Genomic DNA, 25,688 nt, shown 5'->3' with positions numbered 1-25,688 from the left:
CGCGACCGGAAAGACAAATCTGCATTTCGAAAGGCACTGATATGAGCGATGCTCTGACCCTGCCGGCCGAGACGCGCGAACGGGCTGGCAAGGGAGCCTCCCGTGCACTGCGTCGCGAAGGCCGTGTCCCCGCCGTGATTTATGGCGGCAAGGAAGAACCCACCCCGATCCACGTCGAAGCCAAGGAACTGGTTCGCCAGCTCGGCGGCGGCCACTTCATGAACTCGATCGTCATGATCGACGTCGGCGGCAAGAGCGTTCGCACGCTGCCCAAGGACGTCGCTTTCGATCCGGTCACCGACCGTCCGACCCACGTCGATTTCCTGCGCCTTTCGAAGGACTCGAAGATCGAAGTCCAGATCCCGGTCGTCTTCGTGAACCAGGAAGATTCGCCGGGCCTCAAGAAGGGCGGCGTTCTCAACGTGGTCCGTCACGAGCTCGACCTCATCTGCGAATCGGACAAGATCCCCGACGAGATCGCGATCGACGTCACCGGCAAGGAAGTCGGCGATTCGATCCACATCAGCGAAATCGAACTGCCCAAGGGCAGCGAGAGCGCCATCACCGACCGCGATTTCACGATCGCCACGCTGGTTGCTCCTTCGGCTCTCAAGAAGTCGGAAGGCGCCGAAGGCGATGCTGACGACCAGACGGGCGAAGGCATGGAGCCGGGCGAAACCGCTGCCACCGAGCAGGGTCCGGACGACGATGCTGCCGACGAGCAGGAAGCGAAGAGCGAATAACCGCTCCGCTTTCCAGGCAAATCACCAGGGCGCCGGTCTCGAAAGAGGCCGGCGTTCTTGTTTTGTGAGCCCGAAACGATAGGACGCATCGAATGCAGCTTTGGGCAGGCCTCGGAAATCCCGGACCGCAATATGCGATGCAACGGCACAACGTGGGCTTCATGGCAGCCGACGTGATCGCCGAAGTGCATGATTTCGGCGCGGTGCAGAAGAAGTTTTCCGGCTGGTTGCAGGAAGGACGGATCGGGCGCGAGAAAATCCTGCTGCTGAAGCCCGCGACTTACATGAACAAGTCGGGACAGTCGGTCGGCGAGGCCATGCGCTATTACAAGCTGGAGCCGCAGGACGTGACGGTCTTCCACGACGAGCTCGATCTCGATCCTTTTCGCATCAAGGTAAAGCGCGGTGGCGGCGCGGCCGGCCAGAACGGCATCCGTTCGATCATCCAGCACATCGGAGAAGACTTCCGCCGCGTGCGCATCGGCATCGGCCATCCGGGCGACAAATCGCGCGTGACGGGCCACGTCCTGGGCAATTACGCCAAGGCCGAGCAGGAGCCGCTGGTCGACATGCTGTCGGGGATCGCGGCCGAAGCGCACTGGCTGGCCGAAAATGACGATGCGCGCTTCATGAGCGACCTGGCGCTGAGGATGCAATGACGCGCAGGCCGGACAAGGCGATGACCCAGCGCACCATCCTGATGGCGCAGACCTTTCAGACGATTGCGTTCACCGCGCTCGGCGCAGGATTGTGGTACTGGTCCGGTCGCCCGCTGGAAGACTTTCTGCACTTGAACTTTCGCGAGGCCATGCTCGGCCTGCTGCTGGCGGGCGTGATGATCCTCGTCGCCTACGCGGCGTTCAGAACCTTTCCCCGCATGTCGGAGAAACTCGTCCGCAGCCAGGCCGGAACCTATGATTTCCTGCGCAACCGGCTCTCGTTCCCCGCCGTGGTCTGGATAGCGATTTGCGCCGGCGTCAACGAGGAAGCGCTGTTTCGCGCAGGGCTGCAGACGCTCGCGGGCGATTACATCGGCCCGGTGCTCGCGATACTAGCGAGCAGCGCGCTGTTTGCGCTAGTCCACCTGGCAAAGCCGGTCGTCAGCGCGATCATCTTTGCGATCGGCATCCTCTTCGGCGTCATCTACGAGGCGACCGGAAGTCTGCTGATCGTGATGATCGGCCATGCGGTGTACGACATCTTCGCCCTGGCTTACCTGCAGGACGAATTGCACCGGCTGCGGGTGTTCGACGACGAAGCGGAGCCGGCTGCGAGCTAGATATCGGGCGACGTTCCGGGCCTGGGCTCCCATCCCAGCGCCTGCATGCACCCGGTGAAGAACGCGGCCCGGTTATCTTCCTCGCGGATGTTCGCGGCCTGGTCTTCGCAAGTGCGCTCGGCGGTACCGAACGGGGTCGAGCCGCCGCCGGTCCAGTCTTCGGAATTGGTTGTCTCGCACGCGGACAGGGCAAGCGTGCCGAAGCACAGCATCAAGGATCGCGACCACATCGCTGCTGGCTATTGCCGGCTCGGCTCGCGCACAAGCGAAATCGCGACGGCTCGCTGTCGGACTGGCATTGTACGACCGGCACGGCTAAGGCGCGCGCCAAGCCATTTTTCCGGAGTTATCGATGGGTTTCCGTTGCGGGATCGTCGGCCTGCCCAATGTCGGCAAGTCCACCCTTTTCAATGCACTGACCGAGACGCAGGCCGCGCAGGCCGCGAATTATCCGTTCTGCACGATCGAACCGAATGTCGGCCAGGTCGCCGTTCCCGACGAACGGCTCGACAAGATCGCTGCCATTGCCGGTTCGGCAAAGATCGTGCCCACGCAGCTGGCCTTCGTCGACATCGCCGGCCTTGTGAAGGGCGCGAGCAAGGGCGAAGGTCTGGGCAACCAGTTCCTCGGCAACATCCGCGAGGTCGATGCGATCGTCCACGTGCTGCGCTGTTTCGAGGATGACGACATCCAGCACGTCGCGAACAAGGTCGATCCGCTGACGGATGCGGAAGTCGTCGAGACGGAACTGATGCTGTCGGATCTCGAGAGTCTCGAAAAGCGCGTTCCGGCAGCGGAAAAGCGGGCAACTGCCGGCGACAAGGAAGCCAAGCTCACCGCCAGCGTCCTTGGACAGGCGCTCGAGCTGCTGCGCGAGGGCAAGCCGGCGCGCCTCACCGAACCCAGGGACGACGAGGAAGCGAGGATCTTCCGCCAGGCCCAGCTGCTCACCGCAAAGCCCGTCCTCTATGTCTGCAACGTCGCAGAGGAAGACGCGGCCAACGGCAATGCCCTTTCGGCGCAGGTCTTTGCAAAGGCAGAGGCAGAAGGCGCGGAAGCCGTGGTCGTTTCAGCCGCGATCGAGAGCGAACTGGTCGCGATGGAGCCGGACGAGCGGGGCGAGTACCTGGCCGATCTCGGACTCGAGGAATCGGGCCTCAGCCGCGTGATCCGCGCAGGCTATAAGCTGCTTGGCCTCAACACCTTCTTCACGGCCGGGCCGAAGGAAGCGCGCGCCTGGACATTCCCGTCGGGGGCGAAGGCTCCGCAGGCAGCGGGCGAGATCCACACCGATTTCGAGAAGGGCTTCATCCGCGCCGAGACCATCGCCTACGATGACTATGTGGGCCTCGGCGGCGAAAGTGCCGCGCGCGATGCCGGGAAGCTGCGTCAGGAAGGCAAGGAATACCTGGTACAGGATGGCGATGTCATGCTGTTCAAGTTCAACGTCTGATTGCGCAGGTCGCACGACGACCGTATCTGTTGGACATGCTCAAGGCACTGATCCTGGCTCTGCTCGCTTCACTGCTGCCCGCTCCGGTGGCAGCGCAAGGCGCCGCGTGTCACGGAAGTCCGACCGACGTGGAACGGAGCATCGCGAGCGAGGAGCACGCGGATGATCATGGCGCGCGTCAGGACAAGCATCACCTGCCGGCAGATAACGATACCTCCGGCGATATTCACAGCTGCATCGGCTGCGTTCCTCCCGGCAGTGGATTGCCTGAAGCGCAGGCGGCGACCGACCTGAAGGCTATCGACCCCGTGCCAGGGAAGCTGGAGCCGCTCCTTTCCTCCCTGCCGCAGCCAGACACGCCCCCTCCCCGACTCAAGGTCTGATCCGCCGCAGCCCGGCTGCGCCAGTTTATTTCAGACCTGAGAGTACGCACACATGAAGACCCTTCCGCTCGCGCTCGCCTCGAGCGCCCTTTTCGCTGTTCCTGCCATGGCGCAGGATCATTCAGCACATACTGGCCACGCACCGCAGGCGCAGGAAGCGCCCGTCGCGGACCATTCCGGCATGGACCATTCGCAAATGGACCATTCCACGCAGGCCGCGATGGACGACGCCAGCATGCCGATGGGACACCAGATGGTCCCGTCGATAAACATCGGTTCGGGTACGGCGCGATTGCCGTCCAACGAAGGCTTGATGCCCGGCGTGCACTTCGAGACCGGTGACTGGATGCTCATGACACATGGCTTTGCCTCCACGCAATATACCGACCATTCAGGGCCGCGCGGCGACGACCAGTTCTATGTCACGACGATGGCGATGCTGATGGGCGAGCGCGATACGTCGTGGGGACGCATCCAGCTGAAGAGCATGATGAGCCTCGAGCCGCTGATGGATGCGCGGGGATATCCGAATCTCTTCGCGACCGGCGAGACGGCGGACGGGGAACCGCTGGTCGACCGCCAGCATCCGCACGACCTGTTCATGGAACTTGCCGCGCGGGTAGACTTCGACGTCACCGACGATGGATCGATCTTTCTTTACGGCGGGCCGGTCGGCGAACCGGCGCTAGGCCCGAGCGCTTTCATGCACCGGGGTTCGGCAGCACTGAACCCGGAGCCGCCGATCACTCATCACTGGTTTGATTCGACCCACATCACTTACGGCGTCGCCACGCTCGGCTGGGCTTCCCGCAAGGGGCAGGTTGAGGTGTCGGCGTTCCGCGGGGCAGAGCCCGACGAGGACCGATGGGACATCGAGACGCCCAAGCTCGACAGCTGGTCGATCCGCGGCACGCTGACGCCGACGCCGAACTGGGTTCTGCAGGCAAGCTACGGCGACATAACCGAACCCGAAGCCATTCATCCGGGTGAAGACGAACGCCGGTTCACCGCATCGGCCCACTACGCCGACCTCTCCGGCTTTTCCGCGATGCTCGCCTTCAGCTCGAAGAAGCATGTCGAAGCGCATGATGACGCGATGGACGCCGACCACGAGGAAGAAGGCGCGCTGACCACCTGGCTCGCGGAGGCGAATTACGACCTCGACGATGCGAACACCGTTTTCGCACGGTTCGAGAATGTCGCCAATGACGAGCTGTTTCCCGATCACGAGGATCCTCTCCACGACCAGCGCTTTCGCGTGTCGAAGTTCCAGGCCGGCTACGCCCGGCGCATCCCGCTGGGTGATTTCCAGCTGGCGCTTGGAGGCTCGGCTTCCTTTTATGCCAAGCCCGAAGCGCTCGACGCGGCGTATGGCAAAAATCCGTGGGGCTACACCGTCTTTGCACGCTTGAGCCTCGGAAACTGAAAGCCCGATCGACGCCCTCCGGCACTTTTCCCGCGATGACCCGTTAGACGGGACACTATCAAAGGGGAGAAGTGTCGGTGGTCGACAAATCCGAGAAATTCAATTGGCTCGTTCGCGTCGGCTATTTCAGCCGTGCAATCATGTATTCGGTCCTCGGGCTGATTGCGCTCACCAGCGCCGAAAAGATCGCCAAGGGCACGAATGGCATCTTCGAAGCGATCAAGGAATTTCCGCTGGGCTCGGCGATCCTGTGGCTCATGGTCGTCGGCCTGTTTGCATACGCCCTGTTCCGCTTCGCTTCTCTCGCCTTCGATATCGAGAACGAGGGTAGCGACAAGAAAGGCTGGGCGAAGCGTCTCGGCCATGGAGGGAGCGGAATTGCCCACCTCGCGCTGGCCTATTCGGCGTACAAGTTCGCGACTTCGGCCACCAGCGCCGAAGCATCGGCTGGATCGGAAAATGGCGGCGGCGCACAGGAAGCCGTCTCCGGCGTCCTGTCGGTGGACTTCGGCGGCGTGGTGCTCGGAATTCTCGGAATCATCTTTTTCGTCACCGCAGCCTTCCAGGCCAAGAAGGGCGTCAGCGGCGAATTCATGCACCGCATTTCCGGGCGTGCCCCCGAAGCGACACGGTGGCTGGGTGCAGCGGGCTACCTTGCCCGTGCAGTCGTTTACGCCGTAATCGGCTGGTCGCTGTTCAAGGCAGGCTTCATGTCGGCCGGGGCACAACAGGTGAAGACGCTGGGCGATGCTGTCGCCAGCCTCGCCGGCGAAGGCGCAGTTTTCACGCTCACGGCAATCGGCCTTATCATGTTCGGCCTCTTCAGCCTCGTGCTGGCCCGATACCGCATCATTCCGGACCTTGGTGCCCAAGGCAGGGTGCCCAAATTCCGAGCCTGATCTCCTGAAAGACTACGACAATGGCGGCCTGGACCAGTCGGTCCGGGCCGTCGCTCGTCAGGATCCGCACTGCGCGATGCCATCCGCCTCGTAGACTATAGCGTCGGACGAGTTCCTGACGACGAGATGCGCCTTGAAATCGACCGTTTCCATGCCCGACTGCTTACCTTTCTGATCGAGAAAGCTGAGCCGGAAACTGTTCGACGTGCCATCGTACTTGGCGCGGGTGCCCAAGGGCATTTTGGCACTGCCGACATCCGGAGCGAAGCGCTGGATCGCGTTGTCGATTTTCATGTAGCCGGCCTTCGTCTGTGCCAGGGCGATCGCTCCGAGCCCCCCGCCCTCGGGCGCGAAGTTGCATCCCGCGCCGTAGAGATTGTGCTTCTCGATATCCGGATAGCCGATCGGCTGCGGGACGATCGGTTGCGGCGGCGGGGTCTGCAAGGCTTCGACAGCGGCGATATCTGCCGCGTCTGCCGTCCGCTGCTCTTCGGGCGACATTTCCTCGCTGCACGATGCAACGCTGGCCGCAGCCAGCATGAGGCCGATCATTCGCATCAATGTCTCCCGAAAAGTTTCTCGACGTCGTCGAGCGACAGCTTGACCCACGTCGGGCGGCCGTGATTGCATTGGCCTGAACGCGGCGTGCGCTCCATCTCGCGCAGCAACGCATTCATTTCGGCGACCGAGAGGACGCGGCCTGCCCGGACAGAACCGTGACACGCCATCGTCGCGAGCACGAGGTCGAGCTTTTCGCCCAGGAGAAGTGCCTCGCCGTGATGTGCGATATCGTCGGCGATGTCCTGCAACAGCTTGTGGCTGTCCGCCCCGGCCAACGCATGCGGCAGGCTTCGCACCAGCATCGCGCTAGGCCCGAAGCGCTCCATGGAGAGGCCCATCTGGGCGAGTTTGTCGATCGATCCCTCGAGCCGGTCGCAATCGGCCTCGTCCAGTTCGACGACATCGGGGATCAACAACGCCTGCGCACGGGCGACCGCGTCCCCTGACCCGGCAGCCTTCAGTCGTTCCAGCACGAGGCGTTCGTGCGCTGCGTGCTGGTCGACCAGCACCAGCCCGTCCGCCGCCTCGGCAACGATGTAGGTTTCGGCGACCTGGCCACGCGCGATACCGAGCGGGTAGTCGGCAGCATCCTGCGGCAAGGGCTCGGCCTGTTCCGCCCTGCCCTGCGGCAAGGCGTCGGACGAGGTCATCACCTCGGCTTCGTAGCCACGCCATTCGCGCGAAGCGTCCCGGACGGATGCAGGCGAGCCGGACGGCCTGCTCCAGTCGCGCCCTTCGAAGATCGACCGCAAGGCCGGAGCCGGCTCCTGCTGCCACTTGCCCATCGCCGCGGCATCGGGCGTTTGCGCGCTGCGCCGGTCGCCGGTGGACAGCGCAGCGCGAAGCCCCGAGACGATGAAGCCGCGCACGGCGGCCGGATCGCGGAACCGCACTTCCGTCTTGGCCGGATGGACGTTCACGTCGACATCGGCCGGCGCAAGGTCGAGAAAGAGCGCCAGTACCGCGTGCCGGTCGCGCGCGAGCATGTCGGAATAGGCCCCGCGCACCGCACCGATCAGCAGGCGATCCTTCACCGGCCTCCCGTTGACGAACAGGTACTGGTGATCGGCGACTCCGCGATTGTAGGTCGGCAGACCGGCGATCCCAGTGAGCCGCATTATCCCCTCGCTACTCGGCCGTTCGGCCTCGATCGCCACGCCGTTCTCCTGCAGCTCGCGCGCGACGATCTGGGCGACACGCTCTGCCAGACGCTGGTTCTCGGGCAGCCGGAAGACCTGCCGTTCGCCATGCATCAGGCTGAAGGCGATGTCCGGCCGAGCCATGGCGAGCCGCCGGACGACATCGTGACAGGCTGCATATTCGCTGCGCTCGGTGCGCAGGAACTTGCGCCGCGCCGGGACCTTGGCGAACAGCTCTTCCACCCGGACCCTCGTGCCCGGCGGCAAGCCTACCGGCTCGTCCTCGACCGGCGTTCCGTGATCGACGACCTTGCGCCAGCCCTGCGCGGCATCGCGCGGACGGCTTTCGAGTGTGAACCGCGCGACGCTAGCGATCGACGGCAGGGCCTCGCCACGGAAGCCGAGCGTTGCGACCTGCTCGATGTTCTCGTCGGGCAGCTTGGAGGTCGCATGGCGTTCGAGCGCCATGCTCATGTCGTCGGGCGTCATCCCGCAACCGTCGTCGGTGACCTCGAGCCGATCGAGCCCGCCCCCGGTCAGCCGCACGTCGATCCGGTGCGCGCCGGAATCGATCGAATTTTCGACTATCTCCTTGAGCGCGCTGGCCGGACGTTCGACCACCTCGCCGGCCGCGATACGGTTGACCAGCGATTCAGGGAGGCGGCGGATTTGCGGCATTTGCAGAGCCTAGCGATGAAGCGGCGCAGATTCGAGGTCGCCGGTGGAAATCATCGTGTCTTTCGACATAAATTTTTGGCCTTTTAACCGCGCTTTGGCTAGAGGACGCATCACTCCCACCATTGGCGCGTCGCGCTGCACCGGGATCGGTGCCGTCGACACGCAAGCATAACGGATTGCACCAATTCCATGAGCTTCTTCTCGAACCTCTTCAAATTCGGCTCCCACAACATGGCCATCGACCTCGGGACGGCCAACACGCTGGTCTACGTCGAAGGCCAAGGCATCATCCTCAACGAGCCGTCGGTCGTCGCGATCGAGACGATCAACGGCATCAAGCGAGTGAAGGCCGTGGGGGACGATGCGAAGATGATGATGGGCAAGACGCCGGACAGCATCGAAGCGATCCGCCCGTTGCGCGACGGTGTCATCGCGGACATCGAGATTGCCGAGGCGATGATCAAGCACTTCATCCAGAAGGTGCATGGTCGCAAGAGCATGTTCAGCTATCCGCAGATCGTGATCTGCGTTCCCTCCGGTTCGACCTCGGTCGAACGCCGCGCGATCCGCGATGCTGCCTCGAACGCAGGCGCGAAGGAAGTCTTTCTCATTCTCGAACCGATGGCAGCGGCGATCGGCGCGGACATGCCGGTGACCGAGCCGGTCGGCAGCATGGTGGTCGACATCGGCGGCGGCACGACCGAAGTCGCTGTGCTGAGCCTGCGCGGCCTCGCCTACACCACATCGGTTCGCACCGGCGGCGACAAGATGGACGAAGCGATCGTCTCCTACGTACGACGACATCACAACCTGCTGATCGGTGAATCCACCGCGGAGCGGATCAAGAAGGATTACGGCATCGCCCAGGCACCCGAAGACGGTGTCGGCGAAAGCATCACGATCAAGGGTCGCGACCTCGTCAACGGCGTGCCCAAGGAAATCACGATCAACCAGGCGCATGTCGCCGAAGCGCTGTCCGAACCGATCGGCGCGATCATCGAAGGCGTGCGCATCGCGCTAGAGAACACCGCGCCCGAGCTGGCAGCCGACATCGTCGATCAGGGTATCGTGCTCACCGGCGGTGGCGCACTGATCCAAGGCCTCGACGAGTTCCTGCGCGAAGAGACGGGCCTGCCCGTCAGCATCGCTGAAGATCCGCTGTCCTGCGTTGCCCTTGGTACTGGCCGGGCGATGGAAGACGAAATCTATCGCGGCGTGTTGATGACCGCCTGACCGAACGAAGGAGGTTCCACGGCCCATGGCGCCGCCCTCATCCCGGCGCTCGAGTTACTCTCGCAAGGCGCAGTACAGCGTATTCACCGGCTATATCCTGGCCGGTATCGGTGCACTGGTCGGCGCGATCCTGCTGGGCGTTTCGCTCTGGCGCCCATCTTCCTTCAACGGCGTGCGCGGCTCGGCCCATGATGTGGTTGAACCGGTTGCGGAAAGTAGCGCGCAAGGGCGGACCTGGGGCCTTGGGCTGTTCGAAACGATCAATGGCTATTATCGGGCCGGAAGCCAGAACGCGGCGCTGAAGCGGGAAGTGGAACTGGCCCGCATCAAGCTCGCCGAAGCCAGGGCCACCGAACAGGAAAACCGGCGCCTCAAGGGCCTGCTCGGGTTCAAGGACGAAGATGTCGCTCCCGTCGCTGTCGGCAGGCTGGTCGGCTCGACGGCGTCAAGCACACGCCGCTTCGCCTATCTCGGAGCGGGTTCCGCCGACGGAGTCGAAGTCGGGATGTCGGTGCGCTCGCCGCGCGGAGTCGTCGGACGGATTCTCGAAGTCAGCCGCGACAGCTCGCGTGTCCTCCTGCTGACCGATAGCGAGAGCGTGCTTCCGGTCCGCCGCGCCGGCGACGAAGTCGTGGCTTTCGCCGAAGGTCGCGGCGACGGACTGCTCCGCATCCGTCTCATCAATCTCGGGATCAATCCGCTCAAGAAGGGCGATGTCTTCGTCACCAGTGGCGCGGGCGGCTACTATCGCCCCGGCATCGCCGTCGCGATCGTCAGCGAGGTCAACGACGATGGCGGCCTTGCGCGGATCATCAGCGATCCGGCCGCCACGGACTGGGTATCGGTCGAGCCGATCTGGCAGCCCGAAGCCGTCCTCGCGGTTCAGACACCGATCGAAGAGGAACTGGCCGACTGATGGAGCGGCTCAATCCCCGATCCCGCAGCGACCCGTACGGCCGGCGCATCAACCGCGCCCATTCGCCGCTGCTCGCAAACGTGGTCCCGTGGCTCTCGGTGATGATCGCCTCCCTCATACCGATCTTCTTCATGGCGACCGCGCTTCCGCTTTTCCCGCCGCTCGGCTTCATCATGCTGATCGCGTGGCGAATGCAGCGTCCTGGGCTGCTGCCGGTGTGGGCCGGATTTCCCCTCGGCGCTTTCGACGATCTCTACAGCGGCCAGCCATTCGGCAGCGCCATCGCGCTCTGGTCGCTGGCGATGATCGCGCTCGAGATGCTCGAAGCGCGCTTTCCCTGGCGACACTTCCTGATCGACTGGATCACCGCTGCCAGCCTGATCCTCGCATATATCTTGCTCGCCATGGTAGTGTCCGGCGCATCGCTGACCGTGCCGATGATGATTGCGGGCGGCCCGCAAATGGCGATCGGCATTTTCGTCTACCCCCTGCTCTCGCGCCTGGTGGCGAGACTGGACCGGTTCAGGCTGATGCGGGTACGCAGGGTCGCGTAATGCTCGGCAAGCTTCCCAATCAAAAAGTCACGACTGCAAGTCTCAAGCACTCCTTCGACCGGCGCGCCATGGTCATTGGCTCGGTCATGGGGGGCATCGGCGTCCTGCTCGCGAGCCGGATGGGCTACATCGCCATCGCCGAGAACGAGAAATACCGGCTCGAATCCGAGAGCAACCGGGTGAACCTGTCATTGATCCCGCCGCGTCGTGGCTGGATCCTCGATCGCAACGGAGCGCCGCTCGCGTCCAATCGTGCCGACTTTCGCGTGGACGTCATCCCGGAACGCATGCGCGATGCCGATTACACCATCGGCGTACTTGCCGAGATACTGGATCTCGATGCGGCCAAGATCGCCGATCTCAAGACCCAGGTCGATCATGCACGGGGCTTCCAGCCCATCGAAGTGGCAAGCGGCCTGAAATACGACCAGTTTGCCGCGATCAGCGTCCGCCTGCCGGATCTGCCCGGCGTGGTGCCGCAACGTGGCTTCTCGCGCTTCTACCCGACCGGTCCTGCCGTCGGCCATCTCCTGGGTTACGTCGGTCCGGCGTCGGCCGAAGAATACGAAAAGGATCGCAACCCGCTGCTGATCACCCCCGGGTACAAGATCGGCAAGGACGGGATGGAAAAGCAATTCGAGCAGGACTTGCGCGGCATTCCGGGCGCTCGCCGGGTAGAGGTGACGGCTTCGGGGCGGATCGTGCGCGATCTCGAAACCCGCGAGGACGTCCAGGGCGATCCGGTAAAACTGACGATCGACGGCCCGTTGCAGGATTACGCGGCCCGGCGGATCGGCCTTGAATCCGGGTCGGTCGTGGTGATGGACTGCGAGACCGGCGACTTGCTCTGCATGGCATCGATGCCGAGCTACGACCCCAACAGTTTCAGCGCCGGGATCGGGCGCGTCGAATATGCCATGCTTCGCGACGACGAGCGCGTGCCACTGCGCAACAAGGTGCTGCAAGGCCTCTATCCGCCCGGTTCGACCGTGAAGCCCATGCACTGCATGGCGTTCCTCGACGCCGGTGTGAAACCGGAAGAGACGATCATCTGCGGCGGCGGACGCAGGATCGGCAACCGCTTCTTCAACTGCTGGAGCAATCACGGCCAGGTCAACATGGCCAAAGCCATTTACCAGAGCTGCGACAGCTACTTCTACCATTTCGCCCAGCAGGTCGGCTTCGCCAAGGTCGCCGAATGGGCGCATCGCATGGGCCTGGGCGAAGAATTCGATCTGCCGGTGACGACGCAGTTTTACGGGACCGTTCCGTCGCCGACCTGGAAGCGGAAGAAATACGACCAGGCATGGCAACCGTTCGACACGGTCAACGCCTCCATCGGCCAGGGCTACTACCTGACGAGCCCGCTGCAGCTTGCCGTCATGAGTGCGAGGATGGCCACCGGGGACCGGGTGATGCCCCGCCTCATCCTCGACGGCAAGAAACCCAAGTTCGAACATTTCGCGTTCACGCCGGAAGAGATCAATTACGTCCGGCAAGCGATGAGCGACGTGGTCAACGGGCCGGGTACCGCGGGACGTGCCCGATTGCCGCTCGAAGACGTCAAGATGGCCGGCAAGACCGGGACGGCCCAGGTCGTCTCGCTCAGCATTTCGAACGGTAAGACCGGCCCGTGGAAATATCGCGACCACGGCCTGTTCGTGTTCTTCGCGCCGTTCGACAAGCCGCGCTACGCCGGCGCCGTCGTCATCGAACACGGCGGCGGCTCGGGCTCGGCCTACCCGATCGCACGCGACGTGATGACTTTCCTGTTCGATCCGCAGAAGGGCCTCGAAGCTTTGTTTGCGCTGGAGAAGCAGTGGGGCGGCACTGCCAAGCAACGGCTCGAGCGAAAGTATGCGGCCTATGCCGCCGCTGCGGGCGAAAGCGTGGCCCCTGCGCCGAGGCGCGACGAGGATATCTTCGACCAGGTCGAGGCGGAAGCGCGAGCAGCTGCGACCCAGCCAGAAGCCATCGCGACCGATGCCATCACGCCGCGGACGGAAGCCAACCCAGCGTCTGCGCCGCGCGCTGCCGATCCGGCAGGGGCAACGGCAGCGAGTCCGACCGATCCGGCCGCGGCTTCCGCTCCGACACCGGCACCCTCGCCACCGGCAAGCCCTGCCCGATGAGCAGCATCGTTCCCGCACCGATTGCGCGCCAACCGTGGCAGATGCTCGCACCGCTGTTCGTGCTGGTCGCTTTCGGTGCGGCCGTCCTCTACTCCGCGGCGGGTGGGCATATGTCGCCCTACGCCTCGTCCCACCTCGTACGCTTCGCGGTGTTTCTCACCGTTGCCGCGATCATGACGCGCTTCTCCCGCGATTTCGTGCGCTTCTTCGCCTATCCGGTCTACGGGATCGTGCTGGTCATGCTCATGGCGGTCGAGGCGATGGGCTTCGTAGGAGGCGGGAGCCAGCGCTGGCTTGACCTTGGCTTCATGCAATTGCAGCCGTCCGAGCTGATGAAGCCGGTGATCGTGCTGACCCTCGCACGGTTCTACGAAACCCTTCCCACAGGTCTGACCAACAGCTGGCGCTCGATCGTGCCTACCGGGGCGCTGATCGGTTTTCCGATGGCGCTTGTTCTGCTCCAGCCGGACCTGGGCACCGCTCTGGCGATCGGTTTCGGCGGCGTCGTTACCATGTTTCTCGCAGGGCTGCCGATGCGCTGGTTCGCTCTTGGCGGAGCCGCGGCGATGGTCATCGCCCCGCTGGCGTTCTTTTTCGGCCTCAAGCCCTATCAGCAGCGGCGCGTTTTCACTTTCCTTGATCCGGAAAGCGACCCGCTTGGTGCAGGCTATCACATTACGCAGTCGAAGATCGCGATCGGGTCCGGCGGTATCACCGGCAAGGGGTTCAACGAGGGTTCGCAGAGCCATCTCAATTATCTGCCCGAACCGCACACTGACTTCGTCTTCGCCACGATGGCGGAGGAATGGGGCCTGATCGGCGGCATTGTGGTCATCGGCATCTTCGCGCTGATCCTGCGGTGGGGCTGGAAAGTCTCGATGCGTTCGAACGACCGCTTCTCGCGCCTGCTCGCTGCAGGCATGGTCGCGACGATCTTCTTCTACATCGCGATCAATCTTATGATGGTCATGGGCCTCGCTCCGGTGGTCGGCATCCCCCTGCCGTTCATGAGCCACGGCGGCTCGTCGATGATGACGAACATGATCTGCATAGGCACGCTGATGATGGTGAACCGGTGGAATCGCGATGCCCCGAAAACGGGATTGCGAGGGATGCGCTGATTTTCGCTAATTTTGGCCCGTGGCCTCTTCCCATGCGCGAGACAGCGGTTATATGAGCGCCTCGTTCGATTCGGACCGCACCTACGGTTCAGCCAGCAATCGACGTGTGGACGCATAGCTCAGTTGGTAGAGCAGCTGACTCTTAATCAGCGGGTCCTAGGTTCGAGCCCTAGTGCGTCCACCACCTTCCCCTCAGCCTTAGCGTAGACCCAGTCCCGCCCAATGAGCGGGCGGTGGTGTGCGCTCGGCTTCGATTGTCGGGGGCGGCCGCAGTCAGCCACGTATCCAATGGGCGCAAAAAAAGGGACCAGAGGCCCCTTCTTTATTCGGTAGAGAACCTGGGTCGAAAGCGCTGTGCTTCCAAATCCCGAGGCTCAGAAACTGTGTAGGCTCAGCTGCCGCGGCGGCTGCCAAGCGCGATTGCGATAAGATCGATCACTGCAAGGTCTCCATTTTGTAGACCTTGCATATGCGTTAACCAGGTTTGTTTGTAAAGTTTAAACCATGTTTTTTGCTGTCGGTTTTGTCGTAGTCCACTGAAATTGAAGGAGATCGGCAAGCTCTACAGGCCGGGAAATCCCGTAGCCCTGAATGATATTGCACCCCAGATCTGCCAGATTGCGAATCGTTTGCGCGTCCTCTGCGCCCTCTGCGATCACCACGATTCCCGCCGCCTTTCCGAAGGCGATCATGCTTCCGATGACCGCGGCGGCCTTGGGATTCTGGACGTTGGCGACGAATTCCCGGTCGATCTTCAACTCGTCGAGCGGCAGCTTGTAGATCACTTCCAGATTTGCAGCACCAACACCAAAGTCATCGATCGATATGCTGCAACCCGTCAGGCGCAACCGCTCGAGCACGGTTACCGCGTGGTCGAGGTCGAGGATGCGCGCTGTCTCGGTCAGCTCGAGCACGAGAAGATGCGCCGGAAGATTGTGTTCTCGCAGGGTCTGCTGAACCATTCGCTCGACACGATTGTCTCGCAGCAGGGTCGCCGAGATGTTCACCGACATCTTGGCATCGATGCCATGTCCGCGAAGGAGGACGGCAGCCTTGACCGCTTCGTCGAGCACGAACTGCGTCAGGTGGTCCATCCGCCCCGCCCGCTCGCACTCCTGAATGAAGAAGGCTGGCGAAATCTGGCCGCGAGCAGGGTCGTTCCATCGTACCAGAGCCTCGACACCAACCATCTGGCCGGTCGAGATGTCGACCTTAGGCTGGTAAACGAGGTAAATTTCGCCCCGGTCGAGGGCACGATCGATCCGTCCCTGGAGCGACAATTTCCAGAGAGCGTCGCTCTGGTTGCTTTCTTCAGCGAAGATGATCGGTCGATGCGCTTCGTCGGTTTTCTCGGCTGCTGAAACGGCAGAAGCGATGCGCCGTGCCGGGTTCGGTTCGCCGGACATGTCGACACCGAATGTCATGCCCGCGTCGAGTTCAGTATCCCCGACGCTGATCGGCGTGGCGAACAGCGCGCGCAAGCCGTTCAAGTGCTCCTCGATGTCCTGCGGCGCGGTTTCCGCCGATGCCCAGGAGAAATAGCGGCCCTCGGTCGCGTAAATCGCCATCCCTTTCTCCGTCACCCTCAGCCTCTCGACCATGTTGTGCACGTATTCGGAGTGGAGATCCGGTGGCAGCGCTTTCACGACTTCCTCGTAGCCGTGGACCTTGGCGACGATGACCGCGCTGGGTGCACCTTTTTCCGCGATGAGTTTCTCGAACGCCCGGAAGGTCGGCAGACCGGTCTTGTCATCTTCCAGCGCGAATTTACGCTGCCAGCGAGAGCGAAGTCGAAGACCACCGTACCACACACCCGTCATCAGCGCCGACGCCACGCTGACCCGAATGTGAAAGTGAGTTCCGAGAAGAACCGTGGCCGGAACGGCCAGCGCGAACAGGGCGTAGGCCTTGCGACGCAATTCGGTTGCCGGCCGCCACAGTCCTGTGATCAGGAAAAGAACAACGAAAGCGACGGCCCATGCAAGCCATGCGGGCAGATATTTTGCGTAACCAGCCTTGAGTGTCTCCGCCGCAAAGATCGAGACGTAACTTCCCGGCACCCCCGGCAAGCCGGGAATGTTAGCAAGTTCGGCAGCCTTTGCTCCACGATTGCCAAAGAGCACGCGCTTGCCGGCAAGACTGGCAAGAGTAGCAGGCTCGATGTCTTCATCGATCTCGATGACCTTCATGGAAGTCGGGTCGAAGTCGTAATTGATCAACGTCGACCTGACCGAGGAGGTTTCGGCATCAGCCAAGGCTGCTGGCAGGGTCTCGAACCGACCAGCTCGCGTTTCGAGAACCAGCGGCATCTCCCAGGTGAACCCCATGTAATTCACCACTCGGTCACTTATGACCTGGCGCGTGTCACCGGCTATGGGCTCGATCGTGGTCTGTACCCAGGTTTTACCTGCGATGTAGGTTTCAACACGGCGGACCAGCGTAACCCGATCGCCGAGCCTTTCGATCGCTTGGGCAAGCCTTGCATCGGCCTCGGGCGTGGAGGGGCGATCGAAGACGACATCGATATAGATGTGATCGACACCACTTTCGCCGAGCGCGTCGAGCGCGCTGGCCAATCGTTTGCGCTGTTGCGGCTTGGCAGGATCAGACAAACTGTCACGCGAGGTAGCGAAGACGATATCCCCGCTCATCTGCTCGTCGCTGAAAATGGACTGGTATATCCAGATCGACTGGTCGAGCGGGCCGAGCAAGCCTAGTAGAGCGAAGATACCGGCGGCCACGGCCGCCCAGACGGCATCGCGAGCCCGTTCGTTCAACCTGTTGATTTGGGGCAGAATTGCCATCCAGTTCCCGCATTTCCGGTTAATTCGGGGGCATTATGATCCGATCGTCGCCGCAGCTTTCTTTACCTGTCGATGGTAAACAGACCCTTTCGATCATGTGCTAAGTTTCGGTTGCCGCTCGTCGATGCTGCATCGGAACCGGATTAGAGTGTGATAATCGGCTTGCTCCGTCACATTCCAGTGTGATAGCTGCATCGCATGGACACGACGATCATCGAACAGGTTCGCTCCATCGTATTGGACGGCAAGCTCACCAAATCCGGCCTCGCCCGCGCGGCAGGCCTTCATGCGAACTCGCTACGCGACTGCACCGAGGACGACTGGAATCCGACTGCGGAAACGCTCGGCAAGCTCCAGCGCTTTCTCGAGGCAATCGACGACAAGCCGGTGCTCGTCCCGATCGAGGAAATCATCGAAGAGGCGCGCAATGGTCGCATGTACATTCTGGTCGACGACGAGGACCGTGAGAACGAGGGCGACCTGATCATTCCCGCGCAGATGGCAACGCCGCTGGCGATCAATTTCATGGCGACGCATGGACGCGGCCTGATCTGCCTGGCGCTCGATCGCAAGCGCGTCGATGCACTCGGCCTGCAGCCGATGAGCCGCGACAATCGCGAGAGCATGCAGACTGCCTTCACGATCTCGATCGAGGCGAAGGAGGGCGTGACGACCGGCATCAGCGCTGCCGATCGCGCCCGCACCGTTTCGGTCGCCATCGACGCGTCGAAAGGTCCGGAAGACATCGTCACGCCGGGCCATGTCTTCCCGCTGACCGCCCGCGATGGCGGTGTCCTGGTGCGCGCCGGGCATACGGAGGCCGCGGTCGACATCTCGCGCCTTGCGGGTCTCAATCCGTCCGGCGTCATCTGCGAGATCATGCGCGAGGACGGAAGCATGGCGAGGCTCGACGACCTGGTCGATTTCGCCCGCAAGCACGATCTCAAGATCGGCACCATCCGCGACCTGATCGAGTATCGCAGCCGCAAGGATCACCTGGTCGAACGCGTTGCCGACAGCGCCTTCACCTCCGATTACGGCGGCCAGTGGCGCCTGATCACCTATCGCAACAAGGTCGACGGCAAGGAGAGCTTCGTTCTTCAGAAAGGGCACGTCGTGCCGGACGAGCCGACACTGGTCCGCGTCCACCCAATTTCGCTGATGGACGATGTTCTCGGCCAGGCAGGACCCCGCAAGCGCACGCTGCAACGCGCCATGGACGCGGTCGGGAAGCACGGCTCCGGGATCATCGTCGTCATCACGCCGGACCGCACGCGCGCACCGCAGGACCGCGACGATCCGGAATACAGGAACGTTGGCATCGGATCGCAAATCCTCGCGGACATGGACGTCCACGAGATGATCTTGCTCAGCAATTCGACGCCCAACGTCGTCGCGATCGAAGGCTACGGCCTCAACATCGTCGAACACATGGCAATCCCGGAGTAGCACCATGGCCAATTTCCTGATCGTCGAAGCGCGCTTCTATGACGACTTCAACGACATGCTCGTCGCGGGTGCCCGGACCGTTCTCGAGGATGCCGGCCATTCGGTCGAGGTCCTGACGGTCCCGGGCGCGCTGGAGCTTCCAGGCGCGATCGCCCTCGCTGCGGAAACCGGTCGTTACGACGGGTTCGTCGCCATCGGGGTGGTCATCCGTGGCGAGACCTACCATTTCGAGATCGTGGCGGGCGAAAGCGCGCGCGGGATCATGGCCTTGACCATGGACGGGATCGCCATCGGCAACGGCATCCTCACGACGGAGAACCGCGAGCAAACGCTGGTCCGCGCGGACCCGGCGCAGAAGGACAAGGGCGGCGAAGCTGCAAAAGCCGCCCTCGCCCTGTTCGACTTGCAGCAGAAGTTCGCCGGCTGAGCCAGGTCAGCGCGCTCCTTCGGCCAGTCCTTCGAGGCCGAGAGGTTCGTAGGGGCCGATGGCAAGCTGTTCGAACACGCCCATGCCCTGCTCGCCGCTATCACTGGTGACACGGCACAGCATCTGGACGTGGAGATGGTCGGGCCGCTCGGGATCGACGGCATCGAGATCGATCTCCTCGCGTTCCACCTCGAGCGTGCCGTGATCGAGGCCGTGGTTCCACTTGGGTGAAGTGTAACCGAGCCCGCGCATCTGGAACCTGCCGACCGGCTCGAAGGTGAAGCTCTCGTCACCCATCGTCAACGTACCGCCGGCAGGCCAGCGGGTTCCACTCGTGAGGGGCGTGTCCATGTGCGGATCGTGATGGTCCGTGAACGCTTCCGGCCCGTTGCCGTCGGGCGCGACAACTCCGCGCGTATTCCATGGCGTTCCGTCGCCATGAGCGTTGACATGATAGAACAGGCTGCGCGTCGGCAGGTTGACGGGGGTCCATTGCCAGAAGAACTGCGGTACCGCGGCGCCGCCCTGGAATTGCGGATCGGCAGCGCCGACCGGACGCACCCCCCAGCTGCGGTCTCTCGTGCCGGAGGTCCCTGCAACGAGCGTCTTGCGCTTGCCGTCGACCTCGATCCAGCCCTCGTAATGGCCGTTCTGCGTCAGGCGCGTGTAGTCCATGATGGTGCGCGGGCCGATCCGCCAGACGAACCGCGGTTCCTCGATGGGGAAGGCCCTGCCGGTAAAGGTGATGTCGGCGGCGATCCCCTCGCCCTCGACGATGACCCGCAGCTTTTCCAGTGGCTCGACGATGTCGATCCGGACCGGCCCGCAGCTCAGTTCCATCCGCTCCATGCCCAGCTTGCGGCTCGCGTGGAGACAGTGCTGCTTGCCATCGCGCACGACGCAGAAATGCGCGTCGGCGACATCGAGGTGCGGGTAGACACCGAAAGCTGCTGCGAAGAAATCCTCGCCATCGGGCCCGTAGCCGTTGAAGAAGTAGCGGTCGTAGAAATTGCGGTCGGTGCCAGAATAGGCAACCGGTTCGGGCGTCTGATGAATGGGATAATCGTCGCCGCGGGTCAGGACCATCTCATGTTTCTCCCTTGAGTGCGCCGAGGCTGTCGTGGTGCAGCGCCAGCGCGCAGGCGCCCATCGCCATCGACAGGAAATTGGCATCTCCGCGCTCGGTCCGTTCGACGAATGCCGCGCTGAAGACTGCGGTCGACACGCCGTGCAGCGCGCCGAGCCGATACTCGTGCCAGATGTCCTCGCGCGACAGCGGGACGCCGCGCCGGGTCATTTCCGAACAATAAAGGTCAAGCAGCTCCTCTTCGTGTGCGCGGCGCCGTTCGTCGCCGATGCCGCAACCGAGGAAATATCCGACATCGGTCATCGGCCGTCCGGTCGTGCAGGTCTGCCAGTCGAGAACCGCAATGGGTTCGCTGCCGCCATTTATGTCGAACAGCATGTTATCGAGCCGGAAGTCGCCATGGACCACGCATTGCGGCGCGGGGCGATCGGACGGCGTGAAATACGAGGTGCTCAGTTCGGCAAGCTCGTCGCACAGCCGCATCATCTCGCGCGGAAGCGTTTCGGCGTAACGCTCGCGAAACAGCGCCTGCGCCTGCGGATAGAGCGCGGCAACCTGCGCGCCATGCCCTTCGCGCGGCTTGACCCACTCCCGATCGAGCAGGTCCGCCCTGCCCCAACTGGGTGCGTGGATCGCTGCTGCCTGCCGGATGCCCTGCTCCGCGTCCTCGATCGAGCAGCCCGCGACCTGGTCGCCGCCACGTGCCGGGCCGAGATCCTCGAACAGCAGGATGAACTCGCTGCCATCCTCGCTCAAGCCGCTGAATCGCACATCGGGTACGCGGACCTCGAGTGCCGGCGCCAGGTCCCGATAGAAGTTCACTTCCTTCGCGTAGAGCCCGAAGGTCGAAGCCGTCGCACGGCTCGTCTGGTCGGCCGCCGGGAACTTGCCCGCGAGCGTTGCCGGACCTTGCGCGTCACCGGCATATTCGAGCTCGAAACGCACGCTGTCGCCGACTTGGCCGGTTCCGATCGGGGTCCATGCAACGCTTGCTACTCGGGCACCGAGCAGCTCGCTCAGCCACGCAGCCGTGACTGCATCCGGATGGACCGGGAATTCTGCCAATTTCCTCTCCCAAGGATAATCTCGGAGCAGAGGCTATCGGCAGGCCGTCGTTCTGGCAATCGGCTTCGGTAGCGGATCGAAACTTTCAGCGGCGCCGCCGTGTTAGGCCGCGGGTCAGCGGCCGAAACAGCCGCGACCGGCATAGCGCGCGCTGTCGCCAAGCTCTTCCTCGATGCGAATCAGCTGGTTGTATTTCGCGAGGCGGTCCGAACGCGCCAGGCTTCCGGTCTTGATCTGCCCGCAATTGGTCGCGACGGCGAGATCGGCGATGGTCGCATCTTCCGTTTCGCCCGAGCGGTGGCTCATCACGCAGGTATAGCGCGCGCGGTGGGCCATATCGACCGCCTCCAGCGTTTCGGTCAGCGTGCCGATCTGGTTGACCTTGACCAGCAGCGAGTTGGCGAGCCCGTCGCCGATGCCCATCGCCAGGCGCTTGGGATTGGTGACGAACAGATCGTCCCCGACCAGCTGCACCGAGTTGCCGATCCGGTCGGTGAGCGCCTTCCAGCCTTCGAAGTCGTCTTCCGCCATGCCGTCCTCGATCGAACGGATCGGGTAGTCGCGGCACAGACTGTCGAGATATTCCGCCATTTCGTGCGGCGTTAGCGACAGGTTCTCGCCGGAAATTTCGTACTTCCCCTCGCGGAAGAATTCGGTCGAGGCGCAATCCAGGGCAAGAACGACGTCATCGCCCGCCGTGAAGCCTGCCTTGTCGATCGAGTCCATGATGAAATCCAGCGCATCGCGGGTGCTGGCAAGGTCGGGCGCGAAACCGCCTTCGTCGCCGACCGAAGTGGACAGCCCTTTTTCGGACAGACCTTTCTTGAGCGTGTGGAAGATCTCCGAGCCCCAGCGCACGGCCTCGGCGATGTTGTCCGCCCCGACCGGCATGATCATGAATTCCTGGATGTCGATCGGGTTGTCGGCATGTTCGCCGCCGTTGACGATGTTCATCATCGGCACCGGCAGCACGTGGGCCGAGACGCCTCCGATGTAGGAATAGAGCGGGAGACCGCGCGCATTCGCCGCAGCCTTTGCAATCGCCATGCTGGTGCCGAGGATCGCGTTCGCGCCGAGGCGGCTCTTGTTGTCCGTCCCGTCGAGTTCGATCATCGCCATGTCAACGTCGCGCTGGTCTTCGGCATCGAAGATGTCGACCAGCAGTTCGCGGATGTCCGTGTTGACCGCGTCCACTGCCTTCGACACGCCCTTGCCGAGGTAACGGCCCTTATCCCCGTCGCGCAGTTCGACCGCCTCGTGCGCACCCGTAGATGCTCCTGACGGGACCGCGGCGCGTCCGAAACTGCCATCGTCGAGCAGCACGTCGACCTCCACCGTCGGGTTACCGCGACTGTCGAGGATTTCCCGTCCGTGCACATCGATGATCGCTGTCATTGGTACCGCTAACTCCCCTGCCGGTGTTGCATATTCATAATACACCCCCATCTGGGGGATGCAGGCGCGCTGTATGCGCCGGAACTATGCGGCGCAAGTTGCGTTGCAACATAGAATGGTTTGCGGTCTCCGCAGGCCTAAAACACGTACAGAACCTGTGAGGGTAAAGGAAAAGATCATGGCAGACGCCACCGCTAGCACCAGCAAACCGAAGAAAACCCCGGCCAAGCAAGCCGAACTCGCCGCGGCGACCGGTTCCGCCAATACCTCGGAGGCGAAATCGCGTTTCAACGCGGCGCTCGAGGAAGCAAAGGCAGGCGCAGTCGCGCTCAAAAGCGAAGCCGGTGAGCGCGCGGTAGCCTATCGCGAGCAGGCCAAGGGCAAGCGCGACAGCTACGTCGCAGATGCCAAGGGCTACGGCGACCAGGCGAAGGTCAAGGCCGGCGAACTCGCCGTCGAAGGCAAGAAGAAGACCAGCGATGCCATTTCGGGTCTCGCCAATCTGATCAGCGAAACGGCGCTCAAGATCGACCAGCAGCTCGGCGAAAAGTACGGCGATTATGCCCGTTCGGCCTCGCGCAGCTTGCAGGAAGGTGCAGCCAAGCTCGACACCAAGAGCATCGACGAACTGGGCGAGGATGCTCGCGAATTCGTGCGCAAGAGCCCGGGCACGGCAATCGGTATTGCAGCGGTGACGGGCTTCCTGCTCGCACGCCTCTTCCGCGGCCGCAGCGACTGAACCCGGCAGGCGGGGGCACCTGATGCTGGACGAGCAACCGGTCGGCGAAGGGCCGCGGCAATACGATGACGAAGTCTTCGAGGAGGACGCAGGGCATGGCTCTGCGTCCCCTTCGCTCACGGATGACCTCGTCGCACTGATCGATGACGGAAAGACCTACGTCGAATCGGAGGTAGCGTTTCAGAAGACGCGTCTCGCGTTCACCGCTACGATGGGCAAAGGCGCTGCGCTGTATGGCGTAGCAGCGTTCGCTCTGTTGCACTTGGCGCTGGTGGCGCTCGTGGTCGGCTCGGTTATTGCGCTGACGCCGATCCTGACGCCCTTCGGCGCTACCGCTCTTGTCACCGCCGTTCTCGTGCTGGCCGCGATCCTTCTGGTAAGGATGGCCAAGCGGCGGTTCGATGCTCTCTCGGCGGCCTACAGCGAGACGAAGCGATGACCGATTACGCACAGCGCCTGCGCGAAGATCGCGCCATCCGGGATGCGTCCCTCGCCTTGCTCAAGGCCGACGTTTCGCACCTGCGCAACAATCTGACCGGCAAGAGCTTCGGCGAAAGGTTCGTCGATCGGGTGAGCGAAGGGGCGATCGACGTTTTCGAGGAAGCAGTCGAGGTAGCCGACAACCACAAGGGCGTCCTGGCGACGTTGATCGCCGCCGTGTTCATCTGGTTCGCGCGCAATCCGATCCTGTCACTGTTTTCCGACGAAGACGCTGCCGACGATGACGACGAACAGGATCGCGCTCGCTAGGATGGGTCGCGGACCTGCCAGGTCCGAAATCCGGAACATCGCGGGGGTCGCCTCGTTCATTCAATGAACCGAAATTCGAGATACGGAGTGCCCCATGACAACCGAAGAAAAGCGCGCAGAACTTCGCCAGCGGATCGCCGCCGGCGAACAGCGTAACGAAGAGCGCAAGGAGTTCTCGCAGTACGCACGCGAGGCACGCGACAATGCTGTCGGCTTCGCGAAGGAGCATCCTTTCGCCACCGTCGCCGGCGGCGTTGTCCTCGGACTGCTGATCGGCGCGCTTACGCCGAAGGGCCGAAAGCTCGGCCGGCGCGCGGGTTCGCTTGCTACCGCGCTTGCGGAAGCTGGCCTGGTCTACGCGACAGATGCCGCGATCACTGGCAGGGACCGGCTCGACGACCTGGGAGACGGAGTGGCCTCGACGGCGCGCTCGGCACGCCGGGACATTGGATACAAGGCCGCGAACGCTTCGGATACGCTCCGCTCGCTCGGCCGGACGGTCAGCAAGAAGTCGAGCCGCGCAGTACGCGACGCCCGCCGTAGCCTGACCAACTGATCGCATCCTGAGACCGATTAAAGCGGCGTTGCGGGTTTGCCTGCAGCGCCGCTTTCTCTATGGGGCGCTCGAGTCCTCCCCCTCATCCAATCCCCGGGATCCCACCATGGAAGAACAATCCACTCAGCGCCTGCACCTCGTCATGGGCGGCAAGGTCACCGATCCGCGCTCGACGACTTTCGCCGACCCCGAGAGCATCCACGTCGCGGGCGTCTACAGTTCGTATGATGCGGCGGTCGAAGCGTGGCGCGCCAATGCGCAGCGCACGGTCGACGATGCAGAGATGAAATACGTCATCGTCCACATCCACAAGCTGCTGACGCCGGACGCCTGAGTCCGGCCCCGGCGGCGATCAGATGTATTCGATCTTGTCGACGAGATAGAACCGGTCGCCCGACGGTACGGTGACCTCGATCTCTTCGCCCTTGCTCTTGCCGATGAGCGCACGACCGATCGGCGAGTTGTAGGATATCCGGCCGCGGGCCGCATCTGCCTCCGTCTGGCCGACGATCTGGTACCTGACCGGCTTTTCGTCCTCGTCGAGCAGCGTCACCGTCGCCCCGAACACGATCTTGTCGCCCGACAGCGTGGTCGGATCGATGATCTGTGCGCGTGTCACCTTGTCCTCGATCTCGGCGATCTGCGCCTCGACCTGGCCCTGGCGTTCCTTGGCGGCATGGTATTCGGCGTTCTCGGAAAGATCGCCATGGGCGCGCGCTTCCTCGATCGCATCGACGATTTTCGGACGCTCGGCCCGCAACATCTTTAGATCCGCGGTCAGCTTTTCATAGCCTTCCGCAAGCATCGGCACCTTTTCCATGACGTCCCAGCCTGTTCCCTGTTGAGCCTGCCCCCGCAACAATCGGACCATCCGCCGCGCCAGTGGTGCGGCCGCTTTC

Annotated in this window: 27 protein-coding genes and 1 tRNA gene; 20 read left to right on the top strand and 8 right to left on the bottom strand. The window is 63.0% G+C overall.

Translation table 11 applies throughout. The annotated features are described in order from the left end of the window. The first annotated feature begins 41 nt into the window (after nt 1-41). The 3 genes from GRI48_RS01345 to GRI48_RS01335 all read left to right on the top strand — a co-directional run bounded on the left by GRI48_RS01345 (nt 42) and on the right by GRI48_RS01335 (nt 2,022). On the top strand, nt 42-743 hold the full coding sequence (locus tag GRI48_RS01345) for a 50S ribosomal protein L25/general stress protein Ctc (protein ID WP_160670300.1): 702 nt from the start codon (nt 42-44) through the stop codon (nt 741-743). Between the two features lie 92 nt (nt 744-835). Next, nucleotides 836-1,402: an aminoacyl-tRNA hydrolase gene (gene pth / locus GRI48_RS01340; protein WP_160670297.1), complete on the top strand. Its 567-nt coding sequence runs from the start codon at nt 836-838 to the stop codon at nt 1,400-1,402. Continuing rightward, the gene (locus GRI48_RS01335; protein ID WP_237451678.1) at nt 1,399-2,022 is read left to right on the top strand and encodes a CPBP family intramembrane glutamic endopeptidase; all 624 of its coding nucleotides are present in this window, start codon (nt 1,399-1,401) and stop codon (nt 2,020-2,022) included. The genes pth and GRI48_RS01335 overlap by 4 nt, the downstream gene beginning before the upstream one ends. Here GRI48_RS01335 and GRI48_RS01330 read toward each other — a convergent pair. Next, on the bottom strand, nt 2,019-2,252 hold the full coding sequence (locus GRI48_RS01330) for a hypothetical protein (RefSeq protein ID WP_160670294.1): 234 nt from the start codon (nt 2,250-2,252) through the stop codon (nt 2,019-2,021). The two genes, GRI48_RS01335 and GRI48_RS01330, sit on opposite strands and share 4 nt — an antisense overlap. A 122-nt stretch (nt 2,253-2,374) precedes the next feature. On the opposite strand from GRI48_RS01330, the gene ychF reads away from it, so the two are divergent. From ychF to GRI48_RS14470, 4 genes are all read left to right on the top strand, one after another. Continuing rightward, the gene (ychF, locus tag GRI48_RS01325) at nt 2,375-3,475 is read left to right on the top strand and encodes a redox-regulated ATPase YchF (protein ID WP_160670291.1); all 1,101 of its coding nucleotides are present in this window, start codon (nt 2,375-2,377) and stop codon (nt 3,473-3,475) included. 35 nt (nt 3,476-3,510) lie between these two features. Continuing rightward, entirely contained in the window at nt 3,511-3,858 is a 348-nt protein-coding gene (locus GRI48_RS01320) for a hypothetical protein (RefSeq protein WP_160670288.1), read from the top strand. Nucleotides 3,859-3,910: 52 nt separating this feature from the next. Further along, nucleotides 3,911-5,284, top strand: coding sequence for a hypothetical protein (locus GRI48_RS01315; RefSeq protein WP_160670285.1), 1,374 nt, complete (start codon nt 3,911-3,913; stop codon nt 5,282-5,284). 77 nt (nt 5,285-5,361) lie between these two features. Beyond that, nucleotides 5,362-6,183 carry a DUF1206 domain-containing protein gene (locus tag GRI48_RS14470; RefSeq protein WP_160670282.1) on the top strand — a complete coding sequence of 274 codons (822 nt, stop codon included), beginning with the start codon at nt 5,362-5,364 and terminating at the stop codon, nt 6,181-6,183. A gap of 57 nt (nt 6,184-6,240) precedes the next feature. Here the strand turns inward: GRI48_RS14470 and GRI48_RS01305 are convergent, their stop codons facing one another. Continuing rightward, nucleotides 6,241-6,741, bottom strand: coding sequence for a hypothetical protein (locus GRI48_RS01305; RefSeq protein ID WP_160670279.1), 501 nt, complete (start codon nt 6,739-6,741; stop codon nt 6,241-6,243). Beyond that, on the bottom strand, nt 6,741-8,561 hold the full coding sequence (mutL, locus tag GRI48_RS01300) for a DNA mismatch repair endonuclease MutL (RefSeq protein WP_160670276.1): 1,821 nt from the start codon (nt 8,559-8,561) through the stop codon (nt 6,741-6,743). The genes GRI48_RS01305 and mutL overlap by 1 nt, the downstream gene beginning before the upstream one ends. Nucleotides 8,562-8,750: 189 nt before the next feature. Between mutL and GRI48_RS01295 the strand changes: the two genes are divergently transcribed. From GRI48_RS01295 to GRI48_RS01270, 6 genes are all read left to right on the top strand, one after another. Beyond that, complete coding sequence (locus GRI48_RS01295) at nt 8,751-9,794, top strand: rod shape-determining protein (RefSeq protein WP_160670273.1); 1,044 nt, start codon at nt 8,751-8,753, stop codon at nt 9,792-9,794. Nucleotides 9,795-9,819: 25 nt separating this feature from the next. Next, nucleotides 9,820-10,710 (top strand): rod shape-determining protein MreC, encoded by an 891-nt coding sequence (mreC, locus tag GRI48_RS01290; RefSeq protein WP_160670259.1) that lies wholly within the window; start codon nt 9,820-9,822, stop codon nt 10,708-10,710. Continuing rightward, entirely contained in the window at nt 10,710-11,264 is a 555-nt protein-coding gene (gene mreD / locus GRI48_RS01285) for a rod shape-determining protein MreD (RefSeq protein WP_160670256.1), read from the top strand. Before mreC ends, mreD begins: the two co-directional genes overlap by 1 nt. Then, on the top strand, nt 11,264-13,396 hold the full coding sequence (mrdA, locus tag GRI48_RS01280; protein WP_160670253.1) for a penicillin-binding protein 2: 2,133 nt from the start codon (nt 11,264-11,266) through the stop codon (nt 13,394-13,396). The genes mreD and mrdA overlap by 1 nt, the downstream gene beginning before the upstream one ends. Further along, complete coding sequence (gene rodA, locus GRI48_RS01275) at nt 13,393-14,517, top strand: rod shape-determining protein RodA (protein ID WP_160670250.1); 1,125 nt, start codon at nt 13,393-13,395, stop codon at nt 14,515-14,517. The genes mrdA and rodA overlap by 4 nt, the downstream gene beginning before the upstream one ends. 108 nt (nt 14,518-14,625) lie before the next feature. Beyond that, nucleotides 14,626-14,701 (top strand) — tRNA-Lys (locus tag GRI48_RS01270). 313 nt (nt 14,702-15,014) lie between these two features. On the opposite strand, the gene GRI48_RS01265 is transcribed toward GRI48_RS01270, so the two are convergent. Further along, nucleotides 15,015-17,321 (bottom strand): EAL domain-containing protein, encoded by a 2,307-nt coding sequence (locus tag GRI48_RS01265; protein WP_160670247.1) that lies wholly within the window; start codon nt 17,319-17,321, stop codon nt 15,015-15,017. A gap of 198 nt (nt 17,322-17,519) precedes the next feature. Here GRI48_RS01265 and ribB point away from each other — a divergent pair, with 198 nt between their 5' ends. Both ribB and ribH read left to right on the top strand, forming a co-directional pair. Continuing rightward, a complete protein-coding gene (ribB, locus tag GRI48_RS01260; RefSeq protein ID WP_160670244.1) occupies nt 17,520-18,770 on the top strand; it encodes a 3,4-dihydroxy-2-butanone-4-phosphate synthase in 1,251 nt (416 codons plus the stop codon). Between the two features lie 4 nt (nt 18,771-18,774). Continuing rightward, nucleotides 18,775-19,197, top strand: coding sequence for a 6,7-dimethyl-8-ribityllumazine synthase (gene ribH, locus GRI48_RS01255; protein ID WP_160670241.1), 423 nt, complete (start codon nt 18,775-18,777; stop codon nt 19,195-19,197). A 6-nt stretch (nt 19,198-19,203) separates the two neighbouring features. On the opposite strand, the gene GRI48_RS01250 is transcribed toward ribH, so the two are convergent. The 3 genes from GRI48_RS01250 to eno form a co-directional block, all read right to left on the bottom strand. Continuing rightward, nucleotides 19,204-20,283: an Rv3169 family protein gene (locus GRI48_RS01250; protein ID WP_160670238.1), complete on the bottom strand. Its 1,080-nt coding sequence runs from the start codon at nt 20,281-20,283 to the stop codon at nt 19,204-19,206. A 1-nt stretch (nt 20,284) separates the two neighbouring features. After that, a complete protein-coding gene (locus tag GRI48_RS01245; RefSeq protein ID WP_160670235.1) occupies nt 20,285-21,349 on the bottom strand; it encodes a phosphotransferase family protein in 1,065 nt (354 codons plus the stop codon). A gap of 114 nt (nt 21,350-21,463) precedes the next feature. Further along, nucleotides 21,464-22,744 carry a phosphopyruvate hydratase gene (eno, locus tag GRI48_RS01240; protein ID WP_160670232.1) on the bottom strand — a complete coding sequence of 427 codons (1,281 nt, stop codon included), beginning with the start codon at nt 22,742-22,744 and terminating at the stop codon, nt 21,464-21,466. Nucleotides 22,745-22,922: 178 nt separating this feature from the next. Here eno and GRI48_RS01235 point away from each other — a divergent pair, with 178 nt between their 5' ends. The 5 genes from GRI48_RS01235 (at nt 22,923) to GRI48_RS01215 (ending at nt 25,123) form a co-directional block, all read left to right on the top strand. Next, entirely contained in the window at nt 22,923-23,483 is a 561-nt protein-coding gene (locus tag GRI48_RS01235; RefSeq protein WP_160670229.1) for a dehydroquinate synthase/iron-containing alcohol dehydrogenase family protein, read from the top strand. 22 nt (nt 23,484-23,505) lie between these two features. Then, complete coding sequence (locus tag GRI48_RS01230) at nt 23,506-23,922, top strand: phage holin family protein (protein ID WP_160670226.1); 417 nt, start codon at nt 23,506-23,508, stop codon at nt 23,920-23,922. Then, complete coding sequence (locus GRI48_RS01225; protein ID WP_160670223.1) at nt 23,919-24,233, top strand: hypothetical protein; 315 nt, start codon at nt 23,919-23,921, stop codon at nt 24,231-24,233. The genes GRI48_RS01230 and GRI48_RS01225 overlap by 4 nt, the downstream gene beginning before the upstream one ends. A gap of 94 nt (nt 24,234-24,327) precedes the next feature. Then, nucleotides 24,328-24,789: a hypothetical protein gene (locus tag GRI48_RS01220; RefSeq protein ID WP_160670220.1), complete on the top strand. Its 462-nt coding sequence runs from the start codon at nt 24,328-24,330 to the stop codon at nt 24,787-24,789. A gap of 106 nt (nt 24,790-24,895) precedes the next feature. Continuing rightward, the gene (locus GRI48_RS01215; RefSeq protein ID WP_160670217.1) at nt 24,896-25,123 is read left to right on the top strand and encodes a DUF4170 domain-containing protein; all 228 of its coding nucleotides are present in this window, start codon (nt 24,896-24,898) and stop codon (nt 25,121-25,123) included. An 18-nt stretch (nt 25,124-25,141) separates the two neighbouring features. Here the strand turns inward: GRI48_RS01215 and greA are convergent, their stop codons facing one another. Continuing rightward, nucleotides 25,142-25,609 carry a transcription elongation factor GreA gene (greA, locus tag GRI48_RS01210; protein ID WP_160670214.1) on the bottom strand — a complete coding sequence of 156 codons (468 nt, stop codon included), beginning with the start codon at nt 25,607-25,609 and terminating at the stop codon, nt 25,142-25,144. Nucleotides 25,610-25,688 lie beyond the last annotated feature (79 nt).

The organism is Qipengyuania oceanensis, assembly GCF_009827535.1.
Lineage (GTDB): Bacteria > Pseudomonadota > Alphaproteobacteria > Sphingomonadales > Sphingomonadaceae > Qipengyuania_C > Qipengyuania_C oceanensis.
This window is presented reverse-complemented; position numbering and strand designations above follow the sequence as displayed.